Source organism: Neisseria sp. HMSC068C12 (assembly GCF_001814095.1).
GTDB lineage: Bacteria > Pseudomonadota > Gammaproteobacteria > Burkholderiales > Neisseriaceae > Neisseria > Neisseria perflava.
The window spans coordinates 51,122-72,485 of record NZ_KV814808.1; the positions used below are offsets into that span (position 1 = coordinate 51,122).

At 47.8% G+C, this 21,364-nt stretch carries 21 protein-coding genes and 3 tRNA genes; 7 read left to right on the plus strand and 17 right to left on the minus strand.

Going from position 1 to position 21,364, the window contains the following annotated elements; translation table 11 throughout:
• Positions 1–15: 15 nt before the first annotated feature.
• The 13 genes from HMPREF2952_RS04080 to HMPREF2952_RS04145 all read right to left on the minus strand — a co-directional run bounded on the left by HMPREF2952_RS04080 (position 16) and on the right by HMPREF2952_RS04145 (position 11,313).
• The gene (locus HMPREF2952_RS04080) at positions 16–1,356 is read right to left on the minus strand and encodes a DUF2868 domain-containing protein (RefSeq protein ID WP_049336242.1); all 1,341 of its coding nucleotides are present in this window, start codon (positions 1,354–1,356) and stop codon (positions 16–18) included.
• Positions 1,357–2,122: 766 nt separating this feature from the next.
• Positions 2,123–2,497 carry a CopM family metallochaperone gene (locus HMPREF2952_RS04090; RefSeq protein ID WP_070440423.1) on the minus strand — a complete coding sequence of 125 codons (375 nt, stop codon included), beginning with the start codon at positions 2,495–2,497 and terminating at the stop codon, positions 2,123–2,125.
• Positions 2,498–2,726: 229 nt separating this feature from the next.
• Positions 2,727–4,472, minus strand: a complete 1,746-nt coding sequence (locus HMPREF2952_RS04095; RefSeq protein WP_070629772.1) for a DUF927 domain-containing protein — start codon at positions 4,470–4,472, stop codon at positions 2,727–2,729.
• Entirely contained in the window at positions 4,469–5,569 is a 1,101-nt protein-coding gene (locus HMPREF2952_RS04100; protein ID WP_070695311.1) for a DUF7146 domain-containing protein, read from the minus strand. The genes HMPREF2952_RS04095 and HMPREF2952_RS04100 overlap by 4 nt, the downstream gene beginning before the upstream one ends.
• Complete coding sequence (locus HMPREF2952_RS04105; RefSeq protein WP_049344711.1) at positions 5,566–5,781, minus strand: hypothetical protein; 216 nt, start codon at positions 5,779–5,781, stop codon at positions 5,566–5,568. Before HMPREF2952_RS04105 ends, HMPREF2952_RS04100 begins: the two co-directional genes overlap by 4 nt.
• A 199-nt stretch (positions 5,782–5,980) precedes the next feature.
• On the minus strand, positions 5,981–6,307 hold the full coding sequence (locus HMPREF2952_RS04110; protein ID WP_070646041.1) for a hypothetical protein: 327 nt from the start codon (positions 6,305–6,307) through the stop codon (positions 5,981–5,983).
• A 277-nt stretch (positions 6,308–6,584) separates the two neighbouring features.
• Positions 6,585–6,851 (minus strand): helix-turn-helix domain-containing protein, encoded by a 267-nt coding sequence (locus HMPREF2952_RS04115; RefSeq protein WP_070587516.1) that lies wholly within the window; start codon positions 6,849–6,851, stop codon positions 6,585–6,587.
• A gap of 118 nt (positions 6,852–6,969) precedes the next feature.
• The gene (locus HMPREF2952_RS04120) at positions 6,970–7,176 is read right to left on the minus strand and encodes a helix-turn-helix transcriptional regulator (protein WP_070587518.1); all 207 of its coding nucleotides are present in this window, start codon (positions 7,174–7,176) and stop codon (positions 6,970–6,972) included.
• 193 nt (positions 7,177–7,369) lie between these two features.
• Positions 7,370–7,786 carry a hypothetical protein gene (locus tag HMPREF2952_RS04125; RefSeq protein ID WP_070587521.1) on the minus strand — a complete coding sequence of 139 codons (417 nt, stop codon included), beginning with the start codon at positions 7,784–7,786 and terminating at the stop codon, positions 7,370–7,372.
• 8 nt (positions 7,787–7,794) lie between these two features.
• Positions 7,795–8,379 (minus strand): Panacea domain-containing protein, encoded by a 585-nt coding sequence (locus tag HMPREF2952_RS04130; protein WP_083300551.1) that lies wholly within the window; start codon positions 8,377–8,379, stop codon positions 7,795–7,797.
• A gap of 251 nt (positions 8,380–8,630) precedes the next feature.
• Positions 8,631–9,452: a hypothetical protein gene (locus HMPREF2952_RS04135; protein ID WP_070587524.1), complete on the minus strand. Its 822-nt coding sequence runs from the start codon at positions 9,450–9,452 to the stop codon at positions 8,631–8,633.
• Positions 9,453–9,790: 338 nt separating this feature from the next.
• Positions 9,791–11,032 carry a tyrosine-type recombinase/integrase gene (locus HMPREF2952_RS04140; protein ID WP_070695312.1) on the minus strand — a complete coding sequence of 414 codons (1,242 nt, stop codon included), beginning with the start codon at positions 11,030–11,032 and terminating at the stop codon, positions 9,791–9,793.
• A gap of 196 nt (positions 11,033–11,228) precedes the next feature.
• A tRNA-Leu gene (locus HMPREF2952_RS04145) sits at positions 11,229–11,313 on the minus strand.
• A 161-nt stretch (positions 11,314–11,474) separates the two neighbouring features.
• Between HMPREF2952_RS04145 and HMPREF2952_RS04150 the strand changes: the two genes are divergently transcribed.
• The 4 genes from HMPREF2952_RS04150 to HMPREF2952_RS04165 all read left to right on the plus strand — a co-directional run bounded on the left by HMPREF2952_RS04150 (position 11,475) and on the right by HMPREF2952_RS04165 (position 13,036).
• On the plus strand, positions 11,475–12,140 hold the full coding sequence (locus tag HMPREF2952_RS04150; protein WP_070695313.1) for a hypothetical protein: 666 nt from the start codon (positions 11,475–11,477) through the stop codon (positions 12,138–12,140).
• The gene (ribA, locus tag HMPREF2952_RS04155; protein WP_070695314.1) at positions 12,133–12,726 is read left to right on the plus strand and encodes a GTP cyclohydrolase II; all 594 of its coding nucleotides are present in this window, start codon (positions 12,133–12,135) and stop codon (positions 12,724–12,726) included. Before HMPREF2952_RS04150 ends, ribA begins: the two co-directional genes overlap by 8 nt.
• A gap of 125 nt (positions 12,727–12,851) precedes the next feature.
• A tRNA-Val gene (locus HMPREF2952_RS04160) sits at positions 12,852–12,927 on the plus strand.
• Between the two features lie 32 nt (positions 12,928–12,959).
• A tRNA-Asp gene (locus HMPREF2952_RS04165) sits at positions 12,960–13,036 on the plus strand.
• Positions 13,037–13,227: 191 nt separating this feature from the next.
• Here HMPREF2952_RS04165 and parE read toward each other — a convergent pair.
• Together parE and HMPREF2952_RS04175 are read right to left on the minus strand one after the other, a co-directional pair.
• Positions 13,228–15,213, minus strand: a complete 1,986-nt coding sequence (parE, locus tag HMPREF2952_RS04170; protein ID WP_070695315.1) for a DNA topoisomerase IV subunit B — start codon at positions 15,211–15,213, stop codon at positions 13,228–13,230.
• A gap of 68 nt (positions 15,214–15,281) precedes the next feature.
• Complete coding sequence (locus tag HMPREF2952_RS04175) at positions 15,282–15,818, minus strand: RNA pyrophosphohydrolase (protein WP_004520487.1); 537 nt, start codon at positions 15,816–15,818, stop codon at positions 15,282–15,284.
• Positions 15,819–16,146: 328 nt separating this feature from the next.
• Here HMPREF2952_RS04175 and HMPREF2952_RS04185 point away from each other — a divergent pair, with 328 nt between their 5' ends.
• The 3 genes from HMPREF2952_RS04185 (at position 16,147) to HMPREF2952_RS04195 (ending at position 19,037) form a co-directional block, all read left to right on the plus strand.
• Complete coding sequence (locus HMPREF2952_RS04185) at positions 16,147–17,286, plus strand: polyamine ABC transporter substrate-binding protein (RefSeq protein WP_070695316.1); 1,140 nt, start codon at positions 16,147–16,149, stop codon at positions 17,284–17,286.
• Positions 17,287–17,393: 107 nt separating this feature from the next.
• Positions 17,394–17,666: an ACT domain-containing protein gene (locus HMPREF2952_RS04190; protein WP_003680574.1), complete on the plus strand. Its 273-nt coding sequence runs from the start codon at positions 17,394–17,396 to the stop codon at positions 17,664–17,666.
• 15 nt (positions 17,667–17,681) lie between these two features.
• Entirely contained in the window at positions 17,682–19,037 is a 1,356-nt protein-coding gene (locus HMPREF2952_RS04195; RefSeq protein WP_070695317.1) for a PFL family protein, read from the plus strand.
• A 99-nt stretch (positions 19,038–19,136) separates the two neighbouring features.
• Here HMPREF2952_RS04195 and HMPREF2952_RS04200 read toward each other — a convergent pair whose 3' ends face one another.
• Both HMPREF2952_RS04200 and HMPREF2952_RS04205 read right to left on the minus strand, forming a co-directional pair.
• The gene (locus tag HMPREF2952_RS04200) at positions 19,137–19,616 is read right to left on the minus strand and encodes a DUF4410 domain-containing protein (RefSeq protein WP_049343922.1); all 480 of its coding nucleotides are present in this window, start codon (positions 19,614–19,616) and stop codon (positions 19,137–19,139) included.
• A 181-nt stretch (positions 19,617–19,797) separates the two neighbouring features.
• The gene (locus HMPREF2952_RS04205; protein WP_070607567.1) at positions 19,798–21,327 is read right to left on the minus strand and encodes a helicase HerA-like domain-containing protein; all 1,530 of its coding nucleotides are present in this window, start codon (positions 21,325–21,327) and stop codon (positions 19,798–19,800) included.
• Between the last annotated feature and the right edge of the window lie 37 nt (positions 21,328–21,364).

Here is a 21,364-nt window from a genome sequence, read left to right on the forward strand (position 1 = left end):
CCTTCGGTTTATCTGTCAAATAGCGCTTTGCCGTTTTTCTTGTGCCAAACGGGTCGGCTCCAGCCAGGCAATGTTTCTCTCTGCCAGCGCATCGCGCCAATAATCCAGTTTGGTATCCAAATCTTCAGAGAAACTGTCTTGATTCAAAAGCTGAATGATAACGCCGCCGTCCGTAGCTTCGGCCAAGCGGCTGATTTGACGCAAAATGCCGCGGTCGGGAACAGTTTGCGTGCGTACGCCGATGAGAAGTTGCGCCGGAGTTTGTTTCAATTCGGCTTCTAATTGTTCCAAATCTTTTCTGCCGGCGGCCACGCCTTTGTCTATCCATTCTTGCGCCAAAACGCCGGAAAACCAAAGCGGATCAGGCCATTCCGTTTCCAGTGTAACAGCCCATTTGGGCGCATTATTCAGCGTAATTTTAGATGAAACGGGAACGATGTTTTCCTGAAAATCATCGGCGTCGACAATTTTCGTTTGCCATGTGCGGAGGATGTTTTGATAGTAGGGCTGATTCAAATCCAAACGTTCGCGAAGGGTTTTTAAAGTAATCTTGCAAGCCAGCCAAGCAAGCAAGCGCGGCAGAATGCCATAGCAGATAATGCTGCCGATGAGTAAACCCGCCCAAGCGCGTGCATCTTCGATATGATTGTTCAGACGGCCTGCAATTACTGCCTGACTGTCGGGAACAGGAAAGCCCAAACGTTCCGGCAGCCATGACAAAGCCTCAACCGTTTTCACCAATGCCGTATTACTTAAAAGCGTACTTTCCCAGTTGAACGTATATTGACGCACCAAAAGCAGCAGCAAAACAGAAACCAACATTCCCGACAGCGTGCATAGCCACAGACCGTGTGAAGTTGCACCAATCAGCCAACGCGTTTGCGGTTTGCGCCATTCATCCACATAAAGCCGCAAAATTGCCTGATTGACAGGATCTTTGCCTCGGAACCAAGTTGCCGGACTGCTGATAAAGTGCACATTTTTCAAATGCAGGAATAAAGTCGCCAGCCACACCAGCAGCATGACTGTATTCATGCCCAAAATCCCGGCCAATACCAGAAAAAAGTTCAGCCCCTGATTGTCCATCAAAAGATAAGTACTGGAAAAACCGACCGTAAACAACAACGTCGCCGCAACAATCCAAAGCCAAAACGAGCCTGTCTCCACCTGTTGCAACACATATTTCAAATGCTGGTCGCGGTCAATAATTTGGGCACGGTGTATCAGTTTTTCCTCGTTGCCGCCATCAATATGTCGCAACGCTTCCGTCGCCTGAACGGGATCTCCCGGAAAAATATAGGCACGTTCTTCAAGGATACGGACCAATTCGACAAGTTTTTGCGATGGATTCAACATAAATGATAGGCCGTCTGAAAGATAAGTGGAAACGTCTGTTATACCCCCAAATAAACCCCTTTTTTGCAAAGGTCAAAAAATTAAAAGCAGTTTTGATTTTGAATAGGGTATATAGTGGAATAGATGTAAAAAAAGCAGCCCGAAAGCTGCTCATTTTGAGTGTGGTGCGGACGGAGGGACATGAACTAAAGAGATAATTCATTGTTTTATATTATAAAAATAATAAAGCAATTCAAATATCCCCACAAATATCACCACATTTTGCAAAGGTCAAAAAATAATTTAGCAGTCTAGTGCCGGTCATTATAACTTTTTTTGGTGCGTGTTGTTATTTGAGTGATTAGGCCGGCGGCTTCCATCTCAAATTTAAAACGCTATATATATATACAAAATGCACTGGTTACTCTGGTTACTTGGTTACCAGCCCCTAAAAACCTTTATAAATCAACGATAATGCGGTAACAAGTTATGCTCTTGTCATTGGTTACCAGTGCCGGTTAAGTGGTTACCCGCCGCCTTTTGCTTTCTTTTCATGGACTTGCAAAAATCTAGGGACTGCGTTATTACGCGCGCGCGCGTATTGGTGTCGAAATTATTTATTCCACTGCCTGCCTTTTGGGTAGATATGGCGTAAATAGACTAAAATTGCGCTGTAAACGTGTTTCATTGATTGGGTAGCAACTGTATTTTTGCCAGACGGGGTGAAAAATACAGTTGCTACACCTTGGTTTTAAAGAACGCGGTTAGCGAGGATGCAGGCTACGGCTTACTTTTTTTTGTTGTGTGCTTTAAGCCATTTTTGCATTTGTTCAATTTCCGCTTGTTGTGCGTTAATAATATCCTCAGCAAGCTTACGCATTTCAGGATCCTTTCCGTATTTTAATTCAACTTCCGCCATTTTTACTGCGCCAATATGGTGTGGCAGCATACCTGCTGCAAAAGCAACATCAGGATCTTTATATTGCGCAGCTGCCATCATGTCTTGATTCATTTGATCCATACCTTGCATTAATTCTTGTTGCATTGCAGAACCTGTCGACATTTGCATATTCATGTGTGCTTGATGCGGTTGCTCATTAGCTTGGGCATAATTTGAAATTGCAATAGCGCTAAGTGTGATAAAAGTCATAAGTTTTTTCATGTTTTTCGCCTATGTGATAACTAAAGGAACACAAATCATAAACTTTGACCTAGGGTTAAAGTCAATATTTATTTCGATACACAAGGGTTGGTATAAGGAAAGGGGCAAACAGTCCTAATTTTTGAAATTTAGGGGCTTCCTGTTGATTTTATGCTTTCTTGGTTGGTCTGCCTGAATGTTTGGACGTAAAAAAGCCCGCCATTGTCGGTAATAGCGGGCTTGCTCTTGGTTATTCGTCAAAGTCGGGCGGGGCTTCTCCCATCAAAACATAGAATCGGCTTGCACTGCCGTTGCGTTTGCGCTGGTGTTGCCATCTGCCGTTATCGGCTTTTTTTAACCATTCGTGATCATGTAGGACTTCACACACTTTACGCAGGCTATATCCTTTACAGACTTCATTTTCAAAGGTAAAGGGGATTATCCAATATTCATCTATGCTTCCCTCTTGTTTCCGATAACCTGCGTGATTTTGGTTTGTGGTTTGGGCGTTCCAGTCTGAAAAGCGCATAGATAGGGCGTTAACGTCCATAAAGGCGGTTACTTGCTCAATGATTCGGCGGTCTTCGCGGTTTCCTGTGCCGTTTTCTTCAAGCCATTCATTGAAACACTGCCTTACTCCTGCTTCTCCTGCTCCTTGTCTCATGCCGGTAATAGGGGCGGCATATTCCAAGACGGCGGCCAAAAGGGCGAAGCGGCGGGCAATTCTTCGCGCCTGTCCCTCCATTGGTGGTAAGGTCTCAAGGAATCGGGCGCGGCTAGCTTCTACGGCTTGGGCGGCGGCTTCTTTTCCATCTTTGAGGATTTGGCGGATAAGGGCGCGGCCTGCTGTTCCTCGTTGCTTGGCTGTGGCTTGGTTGATATGCTCCGACAGTTTCGCGCCATCTGCGAAGCCGTGTAACGTGTCGTAAATGCCATATCTTGCCTCTGCTTGTATGTCAGGCAATCTAACATGGTTACCCGCTTTCCATTGGGCGCGGTCTCCTATCAGGCTTTCCGGGTTTATTTCGCCGGTCGAAAGTATCAGATTGCGCCATGTTTTCTGTCTGCGGTTGCCGCCATCTTTTGCGCCCTGTGTTTTTGAAACGCCGTTGATAACGCTGTAAACCATTTGCGGGATTTTTCGGGGGTCGGCTGTTTGCCCGATTTCATCTAACACTAGCAAGCCATCATTACGGGCTAAAGCTAAATTCTGTAAGCCAAGCGGGGTAGTGTCCCAATTGCCTTTAGTGGTTTCAGGGTCTCCCCATACACTCAAGGCAAGCCGCGCGGCGGTTGTTTTGCCTTTTGATGAATCGCCCGCCAAATGGAAGCCGCCGCCCTCTTCGTTCAAAAGTGCCAAGAATGGCGCGGCCATGCTTAATCCTAGCGCCAGGCATAGGCGGCTATTGTTCTCTGCGTATCGCGCGGCCTGATCCTGCCATTCCTTGAGGCTGCCTTTTTCTGTGTAACCGTCTTTTTGGCTGGTGTCTCCGTTGTATAGAATGTTTGTGCCGTCTGCGTTAACGGTTTCCCCGCCTGCCAGTATGTAGGCTTCCCCGTTCCACCCGGCGCGGTCGGTAATGGTAAAGGCCGCCTGGCTTCCCTCTTTCTGCAAATAGTCTGCCAGTTTTTCCCTTTTTGCCCGCCCGCTCATGATGACTAGGCCGAAATTCTGCAAACGCTGCCAGCCTTGAACTGTGCCGATTTCTGCTTGTGGTAGGGCGGCGGTTTTATGCCGGCGTGTGATTTTGTCTTTAAACTTGATAATCTGATAATACGCGCCGTCATTGTCTTGCCCCGTGCCTATAATGTCGATAGGGTCGGAAAGAAATAGCGGCTCTGCTTCGATAATATCGCCGTCTTTGTCGGTTCTAACGTTTACCCACCATACGCCCCGATTATCGATTTCAAAGTGAGGGCGTGGGCGGAATGGCTCGGCATTTTCAAGGTTGTAATCGTTGGTGCTTTCCTGCTTCGCTGTTTCGGTATTTTTCATGCTGTCTGTCCTCCGAAATGGTTGTCTGATTGCTTCTTCTCGTTCAGTTCGTCTAATGCGTCATAGCCGGGCGTTTTGCTTTTCAATACTTTTGCCCTGATCCCTTGCTTAAAGGCTCGCATTGCCAAGTCACAAGCGGCTCTGTAACCAACAGGGCGGGGCGTGTCGTTATCGGCAATAATCGCAATTTCTTTTATACCGTTCGGAAAGTGAAAATTAGTCATGCCGCTTGTACTTAAGGCTGCGTATAAGCCCCAATCGTAAGCCTTGTACAATTCACGGGCGGCAAGGGCGGTTTCTATGCCCTCTGCAATGACAAGACGGCCATTTTCAGGAATCGGGAACAAGTGGACGGCTTGCCCCGATATGCTGCCTTTCTTACGGCTTCTCATTTTCTTTGCCGGTAATGTTTCGCCCGTTTCAGGGTCTTTGATTGCTAGTTTCTGATAGCGTGGGGCGTGTAGTCCGTCCTCTCCGCATGGCTTGTCATAGCTAGGCTGTAAATAGGTTAGGTGTAAGCCTTGTAGCTCTTCGTCCATATCGCGGATAGCGCAAACCATACAGGGGAAACGGCCAAGCAAAAGCGGCTTATTCGCGCCCGTTGTCCAATAGTCTTTTTCAGGTAGAAAACGGACGTTTTCGGGCAAATGCGCCATGTCCAAACCGCGTGATTTCAAATACTGGATAACAGGGGAATCGGGGCGGATAGGTTCTGTGCTTCTCCACAATTCGGCCAGTTTCTCGATTTGGTCTTTTTCGGGGCATGGTTGCGCTTGTGGGTGTTTGGGCGGTATCGGCAAAGGGTCTGCATTATCCATGCCTAAAACGCCTGAAACCTGCTTTAAGGCCGTCTGAAAATCACACCCGAAAAAGTGCATTACCAAGCCGAAACCATCGCCCGCGCCGTTGTTGTAATGGCTGCAAATGAATGTGCCGTTTCCGTCCTTGTCGTCATATCTGAAACGGTCTTTCCCTCCACACGCGGGGCAGGGCTGGTGTTTGTTTTTCAGGTATCGCGTGTCTATGCCTAATGCCGCGTGTATTTCCGGCCAGTGGTATTGTGCGGCGGCTTTAATGTCTTGATATGTTGGCTTCATTGCTCTGCCTCCTCTGTTACAGGTTCTAAAACGATTCCGGCTGTCGGGTCTGTTTCCCATATTGCGGGCGTTTCCGGCTCTAGTTGCTCCGTGTCGGCGTGGGCGGGCTGGTTACAGGCTCGGACTACCAAAGCCAAAAGCAACACCCAAAACACCAGCAAGGCGCGGTTTAAATACCGGCGGAAACGGTCTGATTTATTGGTCTGTTTCATGGTTTATCCTTTGCTATGCCTCCAGTGTTTCAAAACGTGAATCTAATAAAATCAATAAGTTATAAAAACACTAGGGCGAAGTTTGCCCTATGCCGTCTGAAATAGGCGGCATAAAGGCGGGTAAATTTCAGGGAATAGGTGGGCTTAACCGGCGTGGGTTACGCTGTAAGCAGCCCATTCTTTCAGGCCGTCTGAATCGTCAGGGCGCGGGGACGGGGTCAGTTTGAATGTATCCCGCAAGCTCGGATGACAAATCGAAAGATTCCAAGTTTTCCGCATGGGGGACTAGGGTTTGAATGACTGTGGCAAGTCGTGCCGTGCTTCCGCTCGCACTTATGGGGGTGTCGCGGACGGAATGGTCGGCCATGTTGTCGCAAATGGTGTCGATGATTGCGCCCGTATTGGCGATAAATTCGCCGCCGTAGTACAGCGCGTTCATAATGCGGTTTGCCAGCTCTAAGGGGATGGTTACCGTTTGGGCTTGATTTTGAATGGTTTGGATTTGGGTAGAAGTGCAAGATTGCATTTGAAATGCTCCTAATCGTAAAGTGAGATTTGAGAAATGCCCGAAATAGGGGGCGGTGCTCTCTCCTGCGATTAGTCAGGCGTGGACGTTGCCGTTACCACACACCGCCATAAACTTTGATACGCCGTCCAAAGCCTGTGGATAGGCTTCAAACGCCATAGGGGAAAATGGCGATAAAAAATCAGCGTTTACCCTGCTGATTTGGGCTAATCGTATTTGAGAGAGAAACTAAATTCTGCTTCTCAAAGCTCAATCTGTCAAATAGTTTTTTACGGGATTAGACGGCGTTATGCTTACTCTTTCCCGACACCAGCAAAGAAAACCGCCCGCATTTCACGGTCTCCCCGAATTGGTTTTGCACTTCTTCCATCACGGTTATGATTTCATGCCCGGCTCTGCGAAGCTCCATAATGCGTGTGTTATAGCTAAGTATGCCCATCTGTGCCAGCTCCCATGAAGTAACGCTCCCTTTTCTCAATCGAGCTAAAATGCGCTCTCTTTGGCTTGGCGTTTTGGCCTTAATACTGCTAGAATAATTTTTCATAATTTTTTACCTCTTAATTTGTTTGGCCGTCTGAATGTCCGTTCAGGCGGTTTTATTTTGTCTAAAGGGATAGATTCCCGCTGATTCTTCGCGCGCGCGCGTATTGCTACGAAAACTCCTACTCTTCACGCTTGGCGGCCAGTTTGTTGAGATACTCTTCAATCTCACTGGAAAGCCAGCCGGTAATATTTTCAGAAAGTTTGATAGGCTTAGGAAAATCAGGGCGGTGATGGCGGCTCTTAGGGTTTACCCAATTCCAGATAGTCGCTCGTGAAACACCCATAACGCGGGCGGTATCGTTTACTCTTAATACAGTGTTATTCATTGATTGCCTTTCTTAGTCGGGGTTATATGACAGGCAAAAGAATAGCCGCCTCTGTGGGCGGCTTCTAGGAAGTAGCTTGCTGATTTCCTGTAATAGCTAGCTGATTTCCTGTAATAGCTAGCTGATTTCATGAAATGAACTAGTTGATTTCATGTTTGATATACGAAAAAGCCCGCGTAATGCGGGCGGAGGATTATGCTATAGCAAATTTTGCAATCAGAAGCTTAACTTCCCTGCTGGCATATTGTGATGTTGAAGCCCCGGCAATGATACGCCCCAACAGTTGTTCGCTACATGGTGATTTCACGGAGAATATCCCTTCGTGCACACGGTTTTCTATGTGTTCGACGGCATCAATCCTTGCATCACGGTAGCGGACATAACTGTCATGTTGGACAAAAGGATGTTCTCCCTGCCTGATGATGCAGGCATTATCATATGGGATATTTTCCCGGATAGAAGAAATGCCGACAGAAAGAACCTGCGGCTTATTCCCACGGTTGGGCAGAATACACGGATTGACTAGGATGGTAAATAAGTGTTGGTAGCTATTTGGACCGGATGGGATGAGTAGGCATTCTCCTTGCCTGCATTGCCACGATTGAGGCATACCGTCTCCTACCCGAAAGCGCGATTGATGTAAGCCTGTTCTTCCAGTCTTTCTACAATCGCTACGGCTTGTTCGTCATCATAACCAAGCACAGACAACAGTTTTTTGATGGGAATTGGGCGGCTTGAGCCGTGAGGGTCTTCCCATTCCGGGCATAACCCGTTGTGGGTCATGTTGCGCAGATCCCATGCGGAATAATGGCCGTAATTCTCCCAAACCGATTCCAGTACTTCCAAATCGGTTTCGGATAATGCCAATAAGTCTTCCTCGGGCGTCCGAATCATACTTGGATCGCGTAAGGCAAGCATTCTGTTTTCGCGGTCGCTAACCCACGTTGCCCATCCGTTTGGAACGGACTCATGTCCGCCGTTAATGAAATCCAAGGTCATGGAGAGTACCGGGCCATGCGGCATTGAAACCAATGCGTCACCTGTCAGGCCTTCTCCGAAGCGCAAAAAAGACTCACGTTCAGCCAAGTACATCAGCTTCATCAGCTTCAGTACTTCAAGCCTGCCGTTTGCCTTGTACAGCATGAAGGCGGCCGCTTGGGCAGCCTTTGGCTCTTGGAAAATGGTATCGTTGTGCGGTTTCATACTTTTAATTATATGCGGTTGTTTGTAAAGCAGGCAATCTAAATCTGGCACATTTCCGTACATTTTACATCTTTTCGATATATCTCAGCATATTCCTCAATCCGACACGAACCGTTTGTGTCGTTTCAGGTTCGGCGAGGTGTGAAAAAGCCCGCGTGTGCGGGCGGGTTGAATGGGGTGGGCTATGCCTGATTCATGGCGATCAGGGCGGCTTCTAGGAAGTAGCTTGCTGATTTCCTGTAATAGCTTGCTCATTTCATATTTTTAAAGTTGTCTATCCATTTAAGTATCGTTTTTTCTGTTGGCTCTCCAGGCGCGGGAATAACTCCTGAAGCAATTAAATCTCTTATCAATTTGTACAATGTCGTTTTGCCGCCCTTTTGTTTCAGAATATCTTGTTTTTCTTCTAGTAGCTCATTCACTGCTGTTATCGTGCCGGCTTTTTCGTAAGGGCTTTGCTTGGCGCGTCCTCCTTTTCGGGCAGCTTCTATAAGAGATTCATCCGGATTGGCTTCAAGTTCTATCGCTCCCAAAGAAGCGGTTATAAAGTTTGCAAGTCCTTGAAATTTATAAAACCTATCTTCGTAACTAAGGCCATCAAATTCTGTTACATAATCAAAAATGGCTTTTGCTGTAAAGAAATTCAGCATATTTACGGCTGTTTCCCAATCTGCATCATCAAGTATAAAGGATTCAAAAGGGTTTAGTTCCTCCAGATAATTATATGGCTGGTTATATTCCTCCTCATATCTTTTAATAGCTTCCAAACATTTTTGTTCAGTTCGTTCAATTTCTTTTATGCCTTTTATTATCCAGCCGAAAAATTCAGGCTGTTCTAAATGCTTGAAGTCATGGAAAGCCCTGATTACAACTCTTTCAGCGTTAAACCAATATATCCCCAATGCTTCATAGAACATTTTTGAGTTTTTTATTTGATAAATAGCGTTGTATTTTTCATGGTCAAGACAGGATTTATCATCGCTATCTGTACTAAAAAACATATGATCAATAGGATATTCATCTACCACGTCATTTATCTGCTCAATAGGTTTGTCATCTGTAAAGTCAGTCATTTGCTTATATCTCCTTTGTTGTAACCACAAAAAGGGCTTAGAAGTTTCACGCCTCAATGCTCAATACCGGCGGCCGTTGCGTGTTGCTCCGTGTCGGTATCATCTCTCACGTCCAAGCCAACCAACGAAAGCAAAACATCTAATGCACTGTATTTCATAGGGTTAATTTCTTTCTGTATAAAATGGTAACCAGTGGTAACCAGTTGGTAACCAGTAAATTTACGTTAACTGGTTACCGCTTTTTCTTTGTATTTATATTTATATTCATATAGTTATATTTGTTAAATTTTGTGGTAACCAGTGTAACCACTATATTTACTCACGCGCATAGGGAATTTTTAAACCGTCCTGCTCTCTTGGATCATCTGTAATGCCTGGTTGTATTGCTCCCGCAAATAGTCGCTATACCATTGCATAAACTCGATACGCTGGGGCATATACTCGGCCATGTAGGCGTATGAATCCTTTGTTTTATCTTCTTCAACGTGGGCAAGCTGAATCTCGATTGCGCCGCCGTTGAAGTTGTTTTCATAAAGCAAACTACTTGCTACTGCTCTGAAGCCATGCGGCGTGGCCTTGCCCTTGTAGCCTAGCTTCTCGTTAATGATTTTTCCTAGCGTGTTCTCGCTGATATGGCGGTTTACGCTGGTTCTACTTGGAAACATAAACCGGCTATGCCCTGTCAGCGTGTGTAACTCTTGTAGCAGCTCTATCGCCCAATCAGAAAGAGGAACACATAAAGCGGGCTTGGGCTTCATCTTTTCATGCTTCATTCTTTCAGCGGGAATGATCCAACGCTTGTTTTTAAAATCCACTTCTTGCCATTGCCCGCTGCGCAATTCGTTATTTCTCACAAACACCAGCATGATCAGCATGATGGCAATTTTGTTTTGCCGCTCTATGTTGGTTGCCAGTATCAAGCGGCGGTAAAACTCCGGCAATTCTTCACGGGGCAGGGCGGGTTTATGTTTGGTGGGTAAATTGGGAATGTGATTTTTCAACAGGCGGGCTGGGTTGTTTTCTGAAATTTCCAGCATGGCGGAATAGTCAAAAACCGCCCCGATCCAGCCCCTGATTTTGTCGGCGGTATCAGTAACGCCCCTTGCCATAATGTCATCAAGCAAGTTTTTGATGTGGGTTACCTTGATTTCATTAACGGGGATTTCTCCAATGACTGGGAAAACGTCATTTTTCAAATAACGCATGATCCGCTCGGCGTGGTGTTCTTTCCAGCGGGGCAAATTGTCCTTGTGCCATTGCTTGGACAAATGCTCAAAAGTATTTAACAAGGCGGCTTGCTGGGCTGCTTTGGCTTCTTGCTTGGCTTTGGTAGGGTCTTGCCCTTGTGCAATCATGCGGCGGGCGTTTTCGGTGGCTTGTCGGGCTTCTACCAGTGAAACGGCTGGATATTTCCCGATAGTGAAGTCTTTATCTTTGCCATTCATGCGGTATCTCATGCGGAATATTTTCCCGCCCGCTGGCGTAATTTCAAGATATAGGCTGTTTCCGTCAAATAACTTAACTTTCTTTCCAGTGTTAGACGGTTTGGCAGCTTTAATTTGGCGGTCGTTTAGTGGCATTGTGGGGATGTTTTTCAGTGGTTTTGGCTGATTCCCTGAATCATACCCACAATTTGTGGTTTACTCAATTAAACGGCATTATTTGTATTAGACGATTAGAAAGCGGTTGAACGGCCTTAAGGCATTGATATTACTGGGATTGGTTGCCCGTGTTGGGCGAGATTAGACGAAAAAAAAGCCCCGTAAAGGGGTTGGGTGGTGCGGACGGAGAGACTCGAACTCTCACACCTCGCGGCGCCAGAACCTAAATCTGGTGCGTCTACCAATTTCGCCACGTCCGCACTAATTTGAACCGTGGATTATACACAAGATTAATGGGGGTGCAAAGTCTTGTTTGCTTGAATTTTTCGGCTTATCCCTTATATAATGGTTTATTCCGGCCGTCTGAAAGCAGGGTTTGTTTTCAGACGGCCTCAACTTTACTATTGGTGAGGAAGGGCAGATGCCTGCTTTATTGATTAAAGATTTTTTGCAGACGCAAGGTTTGAAGTTGTCTGCGGATGATATACATGTTGCTTATTTGACTGCCCAGGCTGTGATTAAAATGGGCAATGCTTCGGTTGAGCGTTCGATTTTGTGGCCGTCTGAAAATGGTTGGCAGTTGGCGGATTATGTCGATGCCGAACATGAATGGTTGCTGAAACAGATTTTTATGGCTTTGGACTCAGTTGCCGAGCGCACTGAGCATTTGAAAAGCGCAGCAGTTTATACAGCGTTTCCGAAAGATGGCGCGTTGTCGCTGGTTCGTCTGTGCCGCTGGGGCGTGCCGTTGGAAAATGTGATTCCAATCGACGAGCAGGCCGGACAGGCTTTTTTGGCTGTGCGTACGGCACAAAGCGGTTGGATGAATGTTTGTCAGAATGTGGCGTATTGGCAGGAAATTGGTGAATTGTCGAACGAACGCAATCATCCTGGTTTGAGTCAGATTTCTGTTCCTGTCTGTATGCCCAGCGGTGCGGTTTTGGGTGTGGTACATGCCGAGTTTGATGTCAAAGACGGCGCGCCCGATGAAGTATTGGTGGCTTGGATTGCCCTTGCCTTGGCGCTGTCGGATTCTTTGAAAAATCTGTTGGGCGTGGCTGAAAACGAGGAAGCGGAAAATGAGTAACGCGTTAAAGTTTGTCGCGTCATGCCGTTTGCCTACGGAATGGGGCGAATTTACCATGCACGGCTTTGAAGAAGAGGGCGGGCAGGAACATGTCGCATTGACGATGGGCGATGTTTCAGACGGCCTGCCTGTGTTGTCGCGTATTCATTCCGAGTGCTTGACCGGCGATGCTTTATTTTCGGTGAAATGTGATTGTGGCCCTCAGCTTCAAGCGGCGATGCAAGCCGTTCAGAAAGAAGGGCGTGGCGTTATCGTATATTTGCGCCAAGAAGGCAGGGGCATTGGTTTGATAAACAAAATCCGTGCTTATCGTCTGCAAGATCAGGGCTTGGATACGGTTGAGGCCAATGTAGCGCTCGGCCTTCCTGTTGATGCGCGCGACTTCACTTTGGCTAAGCAGATTTATGATTGTCTGCATATTCGGGAGGTCAGATTGTTGACCAATAATCCTGAAAAAATCCAAACGTTGAAAGATTCCGGCATTAATGTGGTCGAACGGATTGCATTACATGTCGGCGAAAATGTGGAAAATGAGCGTTATCTGCATACTAAAGCGGATAAATTGGGGCATTTGATTTTTGATTGATAGATAGGCATAACGGTGTTTTTTGCGATTAAATAAAATATTCTATATTCTTTCAATGGGATATATTTTTATTTAAATAAAAACCTTGCGCGTAGCCTGATTTTTTGATTTAATGTCGGCTTATCGGGTGATTAGCTCAGTTGGTAGAGCGTCTGCCTTACAAGCAGAATGTCGGCGGTTCGACTCCGTCATCACCCACCAAGTTTCCTTTCATTGTCTTTGACAGTGGATGCGCGGTGGTAGCTCAGTTGGTTAGAGTACCGGCCTGTCACGCCGGGGGTCGCGGGTTCGAGCCCCGTCCGCCGCGCCATTATTTAAAAAGCACTGATTATATCAGTGCTTTTTTATTTGTCTTAAAAACTCAATCAAGCTGCAAAAATAGAAATAGGGTAAGTAACGGGGTATGGAAATACTGTTTGACCTTAAATTCTGATGATTTTGAAAAAGGCCGTCTGAAACTTTTAACGTTTCAGACGGCCTTTAGTCTATTGAAACAATAGATTAGATATCCAATTCTGCCGTATCGCCTTCTTTTTCCATCCATGCGCGGCGGGCGGCGGCTTCGCCTTTGCCCATCAGTTTGACGAAGATATCGCGTGTTTCGTCATCTGCACCTTCTGGGATTTGTACCTGCAACAGACGGCGGGTGTCGGGGTGCATGGTGGTGTCTTTGAGCTGGTCGGGGTTCATCTCGCCCAAGCCTTTGAAACGGCTGATGGAATAAGCAGTTTCTTTAACGCCTTCTTTTTGCAGTCGCTCCAAAATGCTGTCGAGTTCGTTTTGGTCGAGGGCGTAGAATTTGCGGGCGGGTTTGCTTTTGCCTTGTGCGTTGACATCGACGCGGAACAGCGGCGGCTGGGCGACGTAGATGTGTCCGTCGGCGACCAGTTTCGGGAAGTGGCGGTAGAACAGGGTCAACAGCAAAACTTGAATATGCGAGCCGTCCACGTCGGCATCGGACAGGATGGCAATTTTGCCGTAGCGCAGGCCGCTTAAATCGGGATTATCGTTGATTCCATGCGGATCAACGCCGATGGCAACGGAAATATCATGGATTTCGGCATTACCGAAGAGCTGGTCGGGGTGGACTTCAAAGCTGTTAAGCACTTTGCCGCGCAGGGGCAGGATGGCCTGTGTGGCTTTGTCGCGGGCAAGTTTGGCTGAGCCGCCGGCGGAATCGCCTTCGACGAGGAAGAGTTCGTTTTCGCGGATATCTTCACTTTCGCAGTCGGTCAGCTTACCGGGCAGGACGGCGACGCCGCTGCCTTTTTTCTTTTCAATCTTTTTAACTGAACGCATCCGTGCTTGTGCCTGACGGATAGCGAGTTCGGCGATTTTTTTGCCGAAGTCCACGTTTTGGTTCAGCCACAATTCCAAAGGGTCACCCGATACGGTGGCAACAAGTTTCAGTGCGTCGCGGTTGGTCAGTTTGTCTTTGGTTTGACCTTGGAACTGCGGGTCGAGGACACGGGCAGAGAGGACGAAGGCGGTTTTGCTGAACACGTCGTCGCTTTGTACTTTTACCCCGCGCGGCAAGAGGTTGTGCAGATTGATGAAGTTGTTGACGGCGTTGAACACGGCTTGTTTCAAGCCTGCTTCGTGCGTGCCGCCCAAAGGGGTGGGGATGAGGTTGACATAGCTTTCGTTGGCGCATGAGCCTTCTTCCAGCCAAGTCAGGGCAAATGCTGCACCTTCGCCAATGCTGAAATCGCCATTGTGGCCGTCTGAAATGTAGTTTTCACAAGAGAAGATAGGCACGGCTTCTTGCGCGTCGGCAATGAGGTCGGTCAGATAGCTTTTCAGGCCGTCCGGGTAGTGCCAAGTTTGGGTGTGCGCTTCATCTTCGCCTTTGACCGGGCGGGTTAGGGAAACGCGCACGCCGGGCAGCAATACGGCTTTGGCGCGCAGCAGGCGTTCAAGTTCGGGAATGCTGTAATTCGGGCTTTCAAAATATTTGCCGTCCGGCCACACGCGCACTTCGGTACCGCTGTCTTTGACGGCGCATTTGCCCACTTCAGTCAATGGCTCAATGACGTCGCCACCGGAAAAGACGATGCGGTGGATTTTTCCTTCGCGTTTGACCGTTACTTCAAGGCGGGTGGAGAGGGCGTTGGTAACAGATACGCCAACGCCGTGCAGGCCGCCTGAAAAGGCATACGCGCTGCCGCCGTCTTTTTTGTTGAACTTGCCGCCTGCGTGCAGACGGGTGAACACGAGTTCGACTACGGGTACGCCTTCTTCAGGGTGCAGGCCGACGGGAATACCGCGGCCGTTATCACGGACGGAAAGAGAACCGTCTTCATGAATTTGCACGTCAATTTCAGTCGCGAAACCACCCAACGCCTCGTCCGCCGCATTATCAATTACTTCCTGACAGATATGGGTCGGGCTGTCGGTACGGGTGTACATGCCGGGACGTTCTTTGACTGGCTCCAAGCCTTTGAGGACGGTAATGCTGGATTCGCTGTATTGATTGTTTTTAGCCATAGGAATAATGTAAAGGCCGTCTGAAAGGATGAAAAACAACGCTTTCAGACGGCCTGAAAGCGTTTGGATTATAGGTTTTCTATTGGATTGCGCCGGATAAAGTCTTCATAGCTTTCTATGCCGCGCAAGAAACGGGAGAGTTCGGTCAATGCGTCCAAATACACGCCGCGCTTGAAGTCGATGACTTCGTCAACCGGCGCCCAGTATTGGTGCCAGCGCCAGCCGTCAAATTCAGGATGATGGCAGGCGCGGAGGTTGACGTCGCTGTCGCGGCCGACCAAACGCAAAAGATACCAAATCTGTTTTTGTCCGCGATACGAACCGCGCCATTCGCGGCGCACCCAGTGGCTGGGAACGTCATAACGCAACCAGTCGCGCGTACGGCCAACGATTTTGATATGTTGCGGCAACAGGCCAACTTCTTCGTACAATTCGCGGTACATGGCGGTCTCAGGGCTTTCACCCGGCTTGATGCCGCCTTGCGGAAACTGCCATGAATGTTCGCGTACGCGTTTGCCCCAAAAGACTTCGTTACGCTCATTAATCAGGATAATACCGACATTGGGGCGATAGCCTTCTCTGTCTAACACGGTGTCGCCCTTCATTAAATTCAATCGTGCAATTTTCCCACAAATTGGGCGGTTTTGACAAATCTTGAGGCCGTCTGAATAAGCCCACAGTTTTTTCCAGACGGCATGAAACCGTTTTTCAAAAAATGTTGTTTATGAATAAAACCATAGCTTCAGGCCGTCTGAAAAATGAAATTTTTTTCTGCTTTAAGGTCTTGCATTCAAAAGCTTTTTGCCGTTTAATGCAAACCTTGCTGAATCAAGGGCAAAGGACACATGCCGGCCGCCCCCACAGTTTCCCTTTTGTAAGTGGCATCTGCCACCGCTGCAATATTTTTACCCCCCGAACAAAAGGTCTGAAACCATGAAAAAATCTTTGATGGCGGCGGCAATCGTGAGCCTCGTCTTGACTGCGTGCGGCGGCGGACAAGGAACCGCCGCAGAATCTTCCGCATCTCAAACTTCCTCTTCCCAAACCGATAAACTCAATATCTACAACTGGTCGGATTATGTCGATCCGGCCACGCTGTCTGCGTTTGAAAACAAAACACATATCAACGTCCGCTACGATTACTACGACAGCAACGAAGCGCTGGAAGCTAAGCTGCTGACCGGTAAGTCGGGTTATGACTTGGTTGCGCCTTCTATTGCCAATGTCGGCCGTCAGATTAAAGCCGGCGCGTATCAAAAAATCGACAAATCGCAAATTCCCGATTACGCCAATATCGATCCCGATTTGTTGAAAATGATGGAAGCTGTCGATCCAGGCAACGAATATGCCGTCCCTTATTTCTGGGGCATCAATACGCTGGCGATTAACAAACAGCAGGTTCAAAAGGCTTTGGGTACGGACAAGCTGCCTGAAAACGAATGGGATTTGGTGTTCAATCCTGAATACACCCAAAAACTGAAATCTTGCGGCATCAGCTATTTCGACAGCGCCATCGAGCAGATTCCTTTGGCTTTGCATTATTTGGGCAAAGACCCAAACAGTGAAAACCCTGATGACATCAAAGCAGCTGTCGATATGATGAAAAAAGTGCGCCCCGACATCAAACGCTTTACCTCGTCCGGCTATATTGACGATATGGCGGCCGGTAATCTTTGCGTATCGGTAGGCTATGGCGGCGACCTCAATATTGCCAAAACCCGTGCCAAAGAAGCAGGAAACGGCGTCGAAGTCGAAGTATTGGCGCCGAAAAGCGGCGTCGGTATTTGGGTGGATTCGCTGATGATTCCGCGTGATGCGCAAAATGTGGCCAATGCACACAAATACATCAATCACACGCTCAATCCGGAAACAGCGGCCAAAAACGGCAACTATGTGACTTATGCTCCTGCCAGCCGTCCGGCGCGTGATTTGATGGATGAAAAATATACTTCTGACGAATCGATTTTCCCAAGTAAAGAATTGATGGAAAAAAGCTTCATCGTCTCTCCCAAGTCAACCGATGCGAGCAAACTCAGCGTTCGCTTGTGGCAGGCTTTGAAAGCAGGGCGATAATTAAAATTGAAATTTGAATACTCAGGCCGTCTGAAACAGTTTTTCAGACGGCCTGAGTGTTATAATTGTCAACACTTTTCAAATATTCTATGAGGAGAAACAGCGTTATGAACAATTCAGTCATCACCGTCATCGGTAAAGACCGTGTGGGTATTGTGTACGACGTTTCCAAAATTTTAGCGGAAAACCAAATCAATATTCTCAACATCAGCCAACAGCTGATGGACGATTTTTTTACCATGATTATTTTGGTGGACACTTCAAAATGCACCAAATCTCGTCAAGAGGTTTTGGATTTGTTTGCGGAAGAGAGCAAAAAACTTGCGCTTGATATCCGTATGCAAAACGAAGAAATTTTCCAAGCCATGCACCGTATTTAAGTCGGAGGGAGAGTCATGAGTATTCAATCCGGCGAGATTTTAGAAACCGTCAAAATGGTGGCCGACCAGAATTTTGATGTCCGTACCATTACCATCGGCATTGATTTGCACGACTGCATCAGCAGCGATATCAATGTGTTGAACCAAAATATTTACAATAAAATTACCACAGTCGGCAAAGACTTGGTGGCAACGGCAAAATATCTGTCTGCCAAATACGGCGTGCCGATTGTGAATCAGCGCATTTCCGTTACGCCGATTGCCCAAATCGCCGCGGCCACCCATGCTGATTCTTACGTCAGCGTGGCGCAAACTTTGGATAAAGCTGCCAAAGCGATAGGCGTGTCCTTTATCGGTGGCTTTTCTGCGTTGGTACAAAAAGGCATGTCGCCTTCGGATGAGGTGTTGATCCGTTCCATTCCCGAAGCGATGAAAACCACCGATATCGTGTGTAGCTCCATCAATATCGGCAGCACGCGCGCCGGTATCAATATGGATGCGGTCAAGCTGGCAGGCGAGACCATCAAACGCACGGCGGAAATCACGCCCGAAGGTTTCGGCTGCGCCAAAATTGTCGTGTTCTGCAACGCAGTGGAAGACAACCCGTTTATGGCGGGCGCGTTTCATGGTTCGGGCGAAGCGGATGCCGTTATCAATGTCGGCGTATCGGGGCCGGGCGTGGTCAAAGCCGCGCTGGAAAATTCGGACGCGGTCAGCCTGACCGAAGTTGCGGAAGTTGTGAAGAAAACTGCCTTCAAAATCACCCGCGTGGGCGAACTCATCGGCCGCGAAGCCTCGAAAATACTGGGCATCCCATTTGGTATTCTTGATTTATCGTTGGCTCCAACCCCCGCTGTCGGCGACTCGGTGGCGCGCATCCTTGAAGAGATGGGCTTGAGCGTCTGTGGTACGCACGGCACGACAGCGGCTTTGGCCTTGCTGAACGATGCCGTGAAAAAAGGCGGCATGATGGCTTCCAGCGCGGTCGGCGGTTTGAGCGGCGCGTTTATCCCCGTTTCGGAAGACGAGGGCATGATTGCCGCTGCCGAAGCTGGTGTGCTGACGCTGGACAAACTCGAAGCCATGACCGCTGTCTGCTCCGTTGGTTTAGACATGATTGCTGTACCCGGCGATACGCCTGCTCATACCATTTCCGGCATCATCGCCGACGAAGCCGCCATCGGCATGATCAACAGTAAAACAACTGCCGTGCGCATTATTCCGGTAACCGGCAAAACCGTCGGCGACAGCGTCGAGTTCGGTGGCCTGTTGGGCTACGCGCCTGTGATGCCGGTTAAAGAAGGTTCGTGCGAAGTGTTTGTCAACCGAGGCGGCAGAATCCCGGCTCCGGTTCAATCAATGAAAAACTGATTGGATTGATAAATAAAAAAAGGCCGTCTGAAATTGATTTTCAGACGGCCTTTTATTTATAGCTATTTGGTAAAACGTTTTTAGAAAATAATATCTTGATTATTTCCCTTTTTTCAAAATACCGGATTCTGCAATTTTTTTGGCAATGTCTTTAGCTGATCTTTTCAGAACATCTTTGCTATTTCCTCCAAATACTCCCATTGCCAACATACCGTCAGTTTGAATATTACCGACAATTTTTCCGCTTTCTTTATCAACCAGTGTTGTAACGATTTTTGACGTTGCTTTGCCTGCGCCAAAGCCCACCCAATAACGCAGAGCACGGTTTCCTTCATTAAAGTTTTCGATATTGATATTAATATCTAAGTCATCGCCTACGGTATAACCGAGAGTGGTTAATTCATTGTTCAAGTATTGGGTAAAAAGTGCGCGTGTATCAGATGGAATATGATCTTGGGAAAGATCACGAATAGTGTAGCTATGGTAGCTTTTTTCTTTTTGTCCGAAATCAACAGTACTGGTTGTTGAACAAGCAGATAAAGCAAAGGCTAATGCCGTTAGTGTGAGTAGTTTTTTCATGGTAAAAGTTCTCTTTTTTAATTGATAAAATGCTTAAGTTTAAGCAAATCGAATTATCAATCATTTTTTCTTTTCTTTCAATTTATTATGCTTATATATTAAGGTAATTCAAAGTTTAGCTTTATATAAACAACAAAAGGCCGTCTGAAATTTCAGACGGCCTTTTATATTTGCAGGCTGATTATTTAAATATATTTTTAATAATGCCCATTACGCTGCGGGAAATGGCGTTGGTTACTTGGCGGTTGATTTGGCTGCCGATGGCGTCGGCAACGTTGTAGCCCAAACCTTGGCCGGATTTTTTGCGTCCGCCGCTCAAACCGCCGATCAGTCCGCCGAGAATGCCGGGATCGGCATTGGCAGCCTCTTTTTCTGCGGTTTTTTGCGCTTTTTCCTGCTCTTTGGCGGCATTTGTGGCTTCTTTTTCAGCGGCAGCCTGGCTGTCTGCTTCGGCCAATGCTTCAAAGGCGGAGTAGTTGTCCACCATGTCTTTGTAGGTTGGATACAAATCGTCGTTTTGGAACAGGCGGTTGCGTTCCTCTGCGGTAAGCGGGGTTAAGGAAGATTGCGGCGGCAGTATGAGGGCGCGTTCTACCGGCTCGGGCATACCTTTTTCATCAAGGAAGGAAACGAGGGCTTCGCCGACGCCGAGTTCGGCAATCGCTTCGGCAACTTTGATGTTTGGGTTGCTGCGGAAGGTTTCGGCAGCGGCTTTGACTGCTTTTTGGTCGCGCGGTGTGAAGGCACGCAGGGCGTGTTGTACGCGGTTACCCAGTTGGCCGAGAATAGTATCGGGCAAGTCGAGCGGGTTTTGGGTGACGAAATATACGCCCACGCCTTTGGAACGGATCAGGCGCACGACTTGTTCGATTTGTTCGACCAACGCATTGGCGGCATTGTCGAACATCAAATGCGCTTCGTCGAAGAACATCACAAATTTTGGTTTGTCCAAATCGCCGACTTCGGGCAGGGTTTCAAACAACTCCGCCAGCATCCACAGCAAAAACGCGCTGTACATACGCGGAGAGCACATTAGTTTTTCGGAATTAAGGATGTTGATGATGCCTTTGCCGTTGTCGGTTTGCATCCAGTCTTGCAGGTTGAGGGAAGGTTCGCCGAAGAATTTTTCTGCACCTTCGTTTTCCAAAGTCAGCAGTTGGCGTTGAATTGCGCCGATACTGGCGGCAGAAACGTTGCCGTATTGCGTGCGGTATTCCGAAGCATGGTCGGAAACGTGTTTCAACATGCTGCGCAGGTCTTTCAAGTCCAGAATGTGCCAGCCTCTGTCATCGGCAACTTTGAACACGAGGTTGAGCAGGCCTTCTTGCGTATCGTTCAGATTCATCAGGCGGGCCAAAAGCATAGGGCCCATTTCTGAAACGGTTACGCGTATGGGAATACCGGTTTCGCCGTAAACATCCCAAAAGCGCACGGGGAAATTTTGCAGCCAATGTTCGCCCAAATCAAACTCGGCGATGCGTTCGCCTACTTTGCCGCTGTTGGCACCGGCTTGCGCGATGCCTGACAAATCGCCTTTGACATCGACCAAGAATACAGGGACGCCTTCGCTGCTGAAGGCTTCCGCCATACGGCGTAGGGTAACGGTTTTACCCGTACCGGTCGCACCGGCGATCAAGCCGTGGCGGTTGGCCATTTTGCCTTGGATTTCGAGCGTTTTCCCGTCGGCACGCGCAATTTGAAATGTAGTCATGATTATTCCTTAGAATCCGTGATGTGAAACAATTTGT

Bases quoted from the DNA above. Each gene is read 5' to 3' on its own strand.
- HMPREF2952_RS04095 (WP_070629772.1), bottom strand. From the start codon at position 4,472: ATGAAAAATACCGAAACAGCGAAGCAGGAAAGCACCAACGATTACAAC.
- HMPREF2952_RS04090 (WP_070440423.1), bottom strand. From the start codon at position 2,497: ATGAAAAAACTTATGACTTTTATCACACTTAGCGCTATTGCAATTTCA.
- parE (WP_070695315.1), bottom strand. From the start codon at position 15,213: ATGGCTAAAAACAATCAATACAGCGAATCCAGCATTACCGTCCTCAAA.
- HMPREF2952_RS04190 (WP_003680574.1), top strand. From the start codon at position 17,394: ATGAACAATTCAGTCATCACCGTCATCGGTAAAGACCGTGTGGGTATT.
- HMPREF2952_RS04195 (WP_070695317.1), top strand. From the start codon at position 17,682: ATGAGTATTCAATCCGGCGAGATTTTAGAAACCGTCAAAATGGTGGCC.
- HMPREF2952_RS04115 (WP_070587516.1), bottom strand. From the start codon at position 6,851: ATGAAAAATTATTCTAGCAGTATTAAGGCCAAAACGCCAAGCCAAAGA.
- HMPREF2952_RS04080 (WP_049336242.1), bottom strand. From the start codon at position 1,356: ATGTTGAATCCATCGCAAAAACTTGTCGAATTGGTCCGTATCCTTGAA.
- HMPREF2952_RS04125 (WP_070587521.1), bottom strand. From the start codon at position 7,786: ATGCCTCAATCGTGGCAATGCAGGCAAGGAGAATGCCTACTCATCCCA.
- HMPREF2952_RS04185 (WP_070695316.1), top strand. From the start codon at position 16,147: ATGAAAAAATCTTTGATGGCGGCGGCAATCGTGAGCCTCGTCTTGACT.
- HMPREF2952_RS04120 (WP_070587518.1), bottom strand. From the start codon at position 7,176: ATGAATAACACTGTATTAAGAGTAAACGATACCGCCCGCGTTATGGGT.
- HMPREF2952_RS04135 (WP_070587524.1), bottom strand. From the start codon at position 9,452: ATGACTGACTTTACAGATGACAAACCTATTGAGCAGATAAATGACGTG.
- HMPREF2952_RS04175 (WP_004520487.1), bottom strand. From the start codon at position 15,818: ATGAAGGGCGACACCGTGTTAGACAGAGAAGGCTATCGCCCCAATGTC.
- HMPREF2952_RS04200 (WP_049343922.1), bottom strand. From the start codon at position 19,616: ATGAAAAAACTACTCACACTAACGGCATTAGCCTTTGCTTTATCTGCT.
- HMPREF2952_RS04205 (WP_070607567.1), bottom strand. From the start codon at position 21,327: ATGACTACATTTCAAATTGCGCGTGCCGACGGGAAAACGCTCGAAATC.
- HMPREF2952_RS04105 (WP_049344711.1), bottom strand. From the start codon at position 5,781: ATGAAACAGACCAATAAATCAGACCGTTTCCGCCGGTATTTAAACCGC.
- HMPREF2952_RS04150 (WP_070695313.1), top strand. From the start codon at position 11,475: ATGCCTGCTTTATTGATTAAAGATTTTTTGCAGACGCAAGGTTTGAAG.
- HMPREF2952_RS04140 (WP_070695312.1), bottom strand. From the start codon at position 11,032: ATGCCACTAAACGACCGCCAAATTAAAGCTGCCAAACCGTCTAACACT.
- HMPREF2952_RS04100 (WP_070695311.1), bottom strand. From the start codon at position 5,569: ATGAAGCCAACATATCAAGACATTAAAGCCGCCGCACAATACCACTGG.
- ribA (WP_070695314.1), top strand. From the start codon at position 12,133: ATGAGTAACGCGTTAAAGTTTGTCGCGTCATGCCGTTTGCCTACGGAA.
- HMPREF2952_RS04130 (WP_083300551.1), bottom strand. From the start codon at position 8,379: ATGAAACCGCACAACGATACCATTTTCCAAGAGCCAAAGGCTGCCCAA.
- HMPREF2952_RS04110 (WP_070646041.1), bottom strand. From the start codon at position 6,307: ATGCAATCTTGCACTTCTACCCAAATCCAAACCATTCAAAATCAAGCC.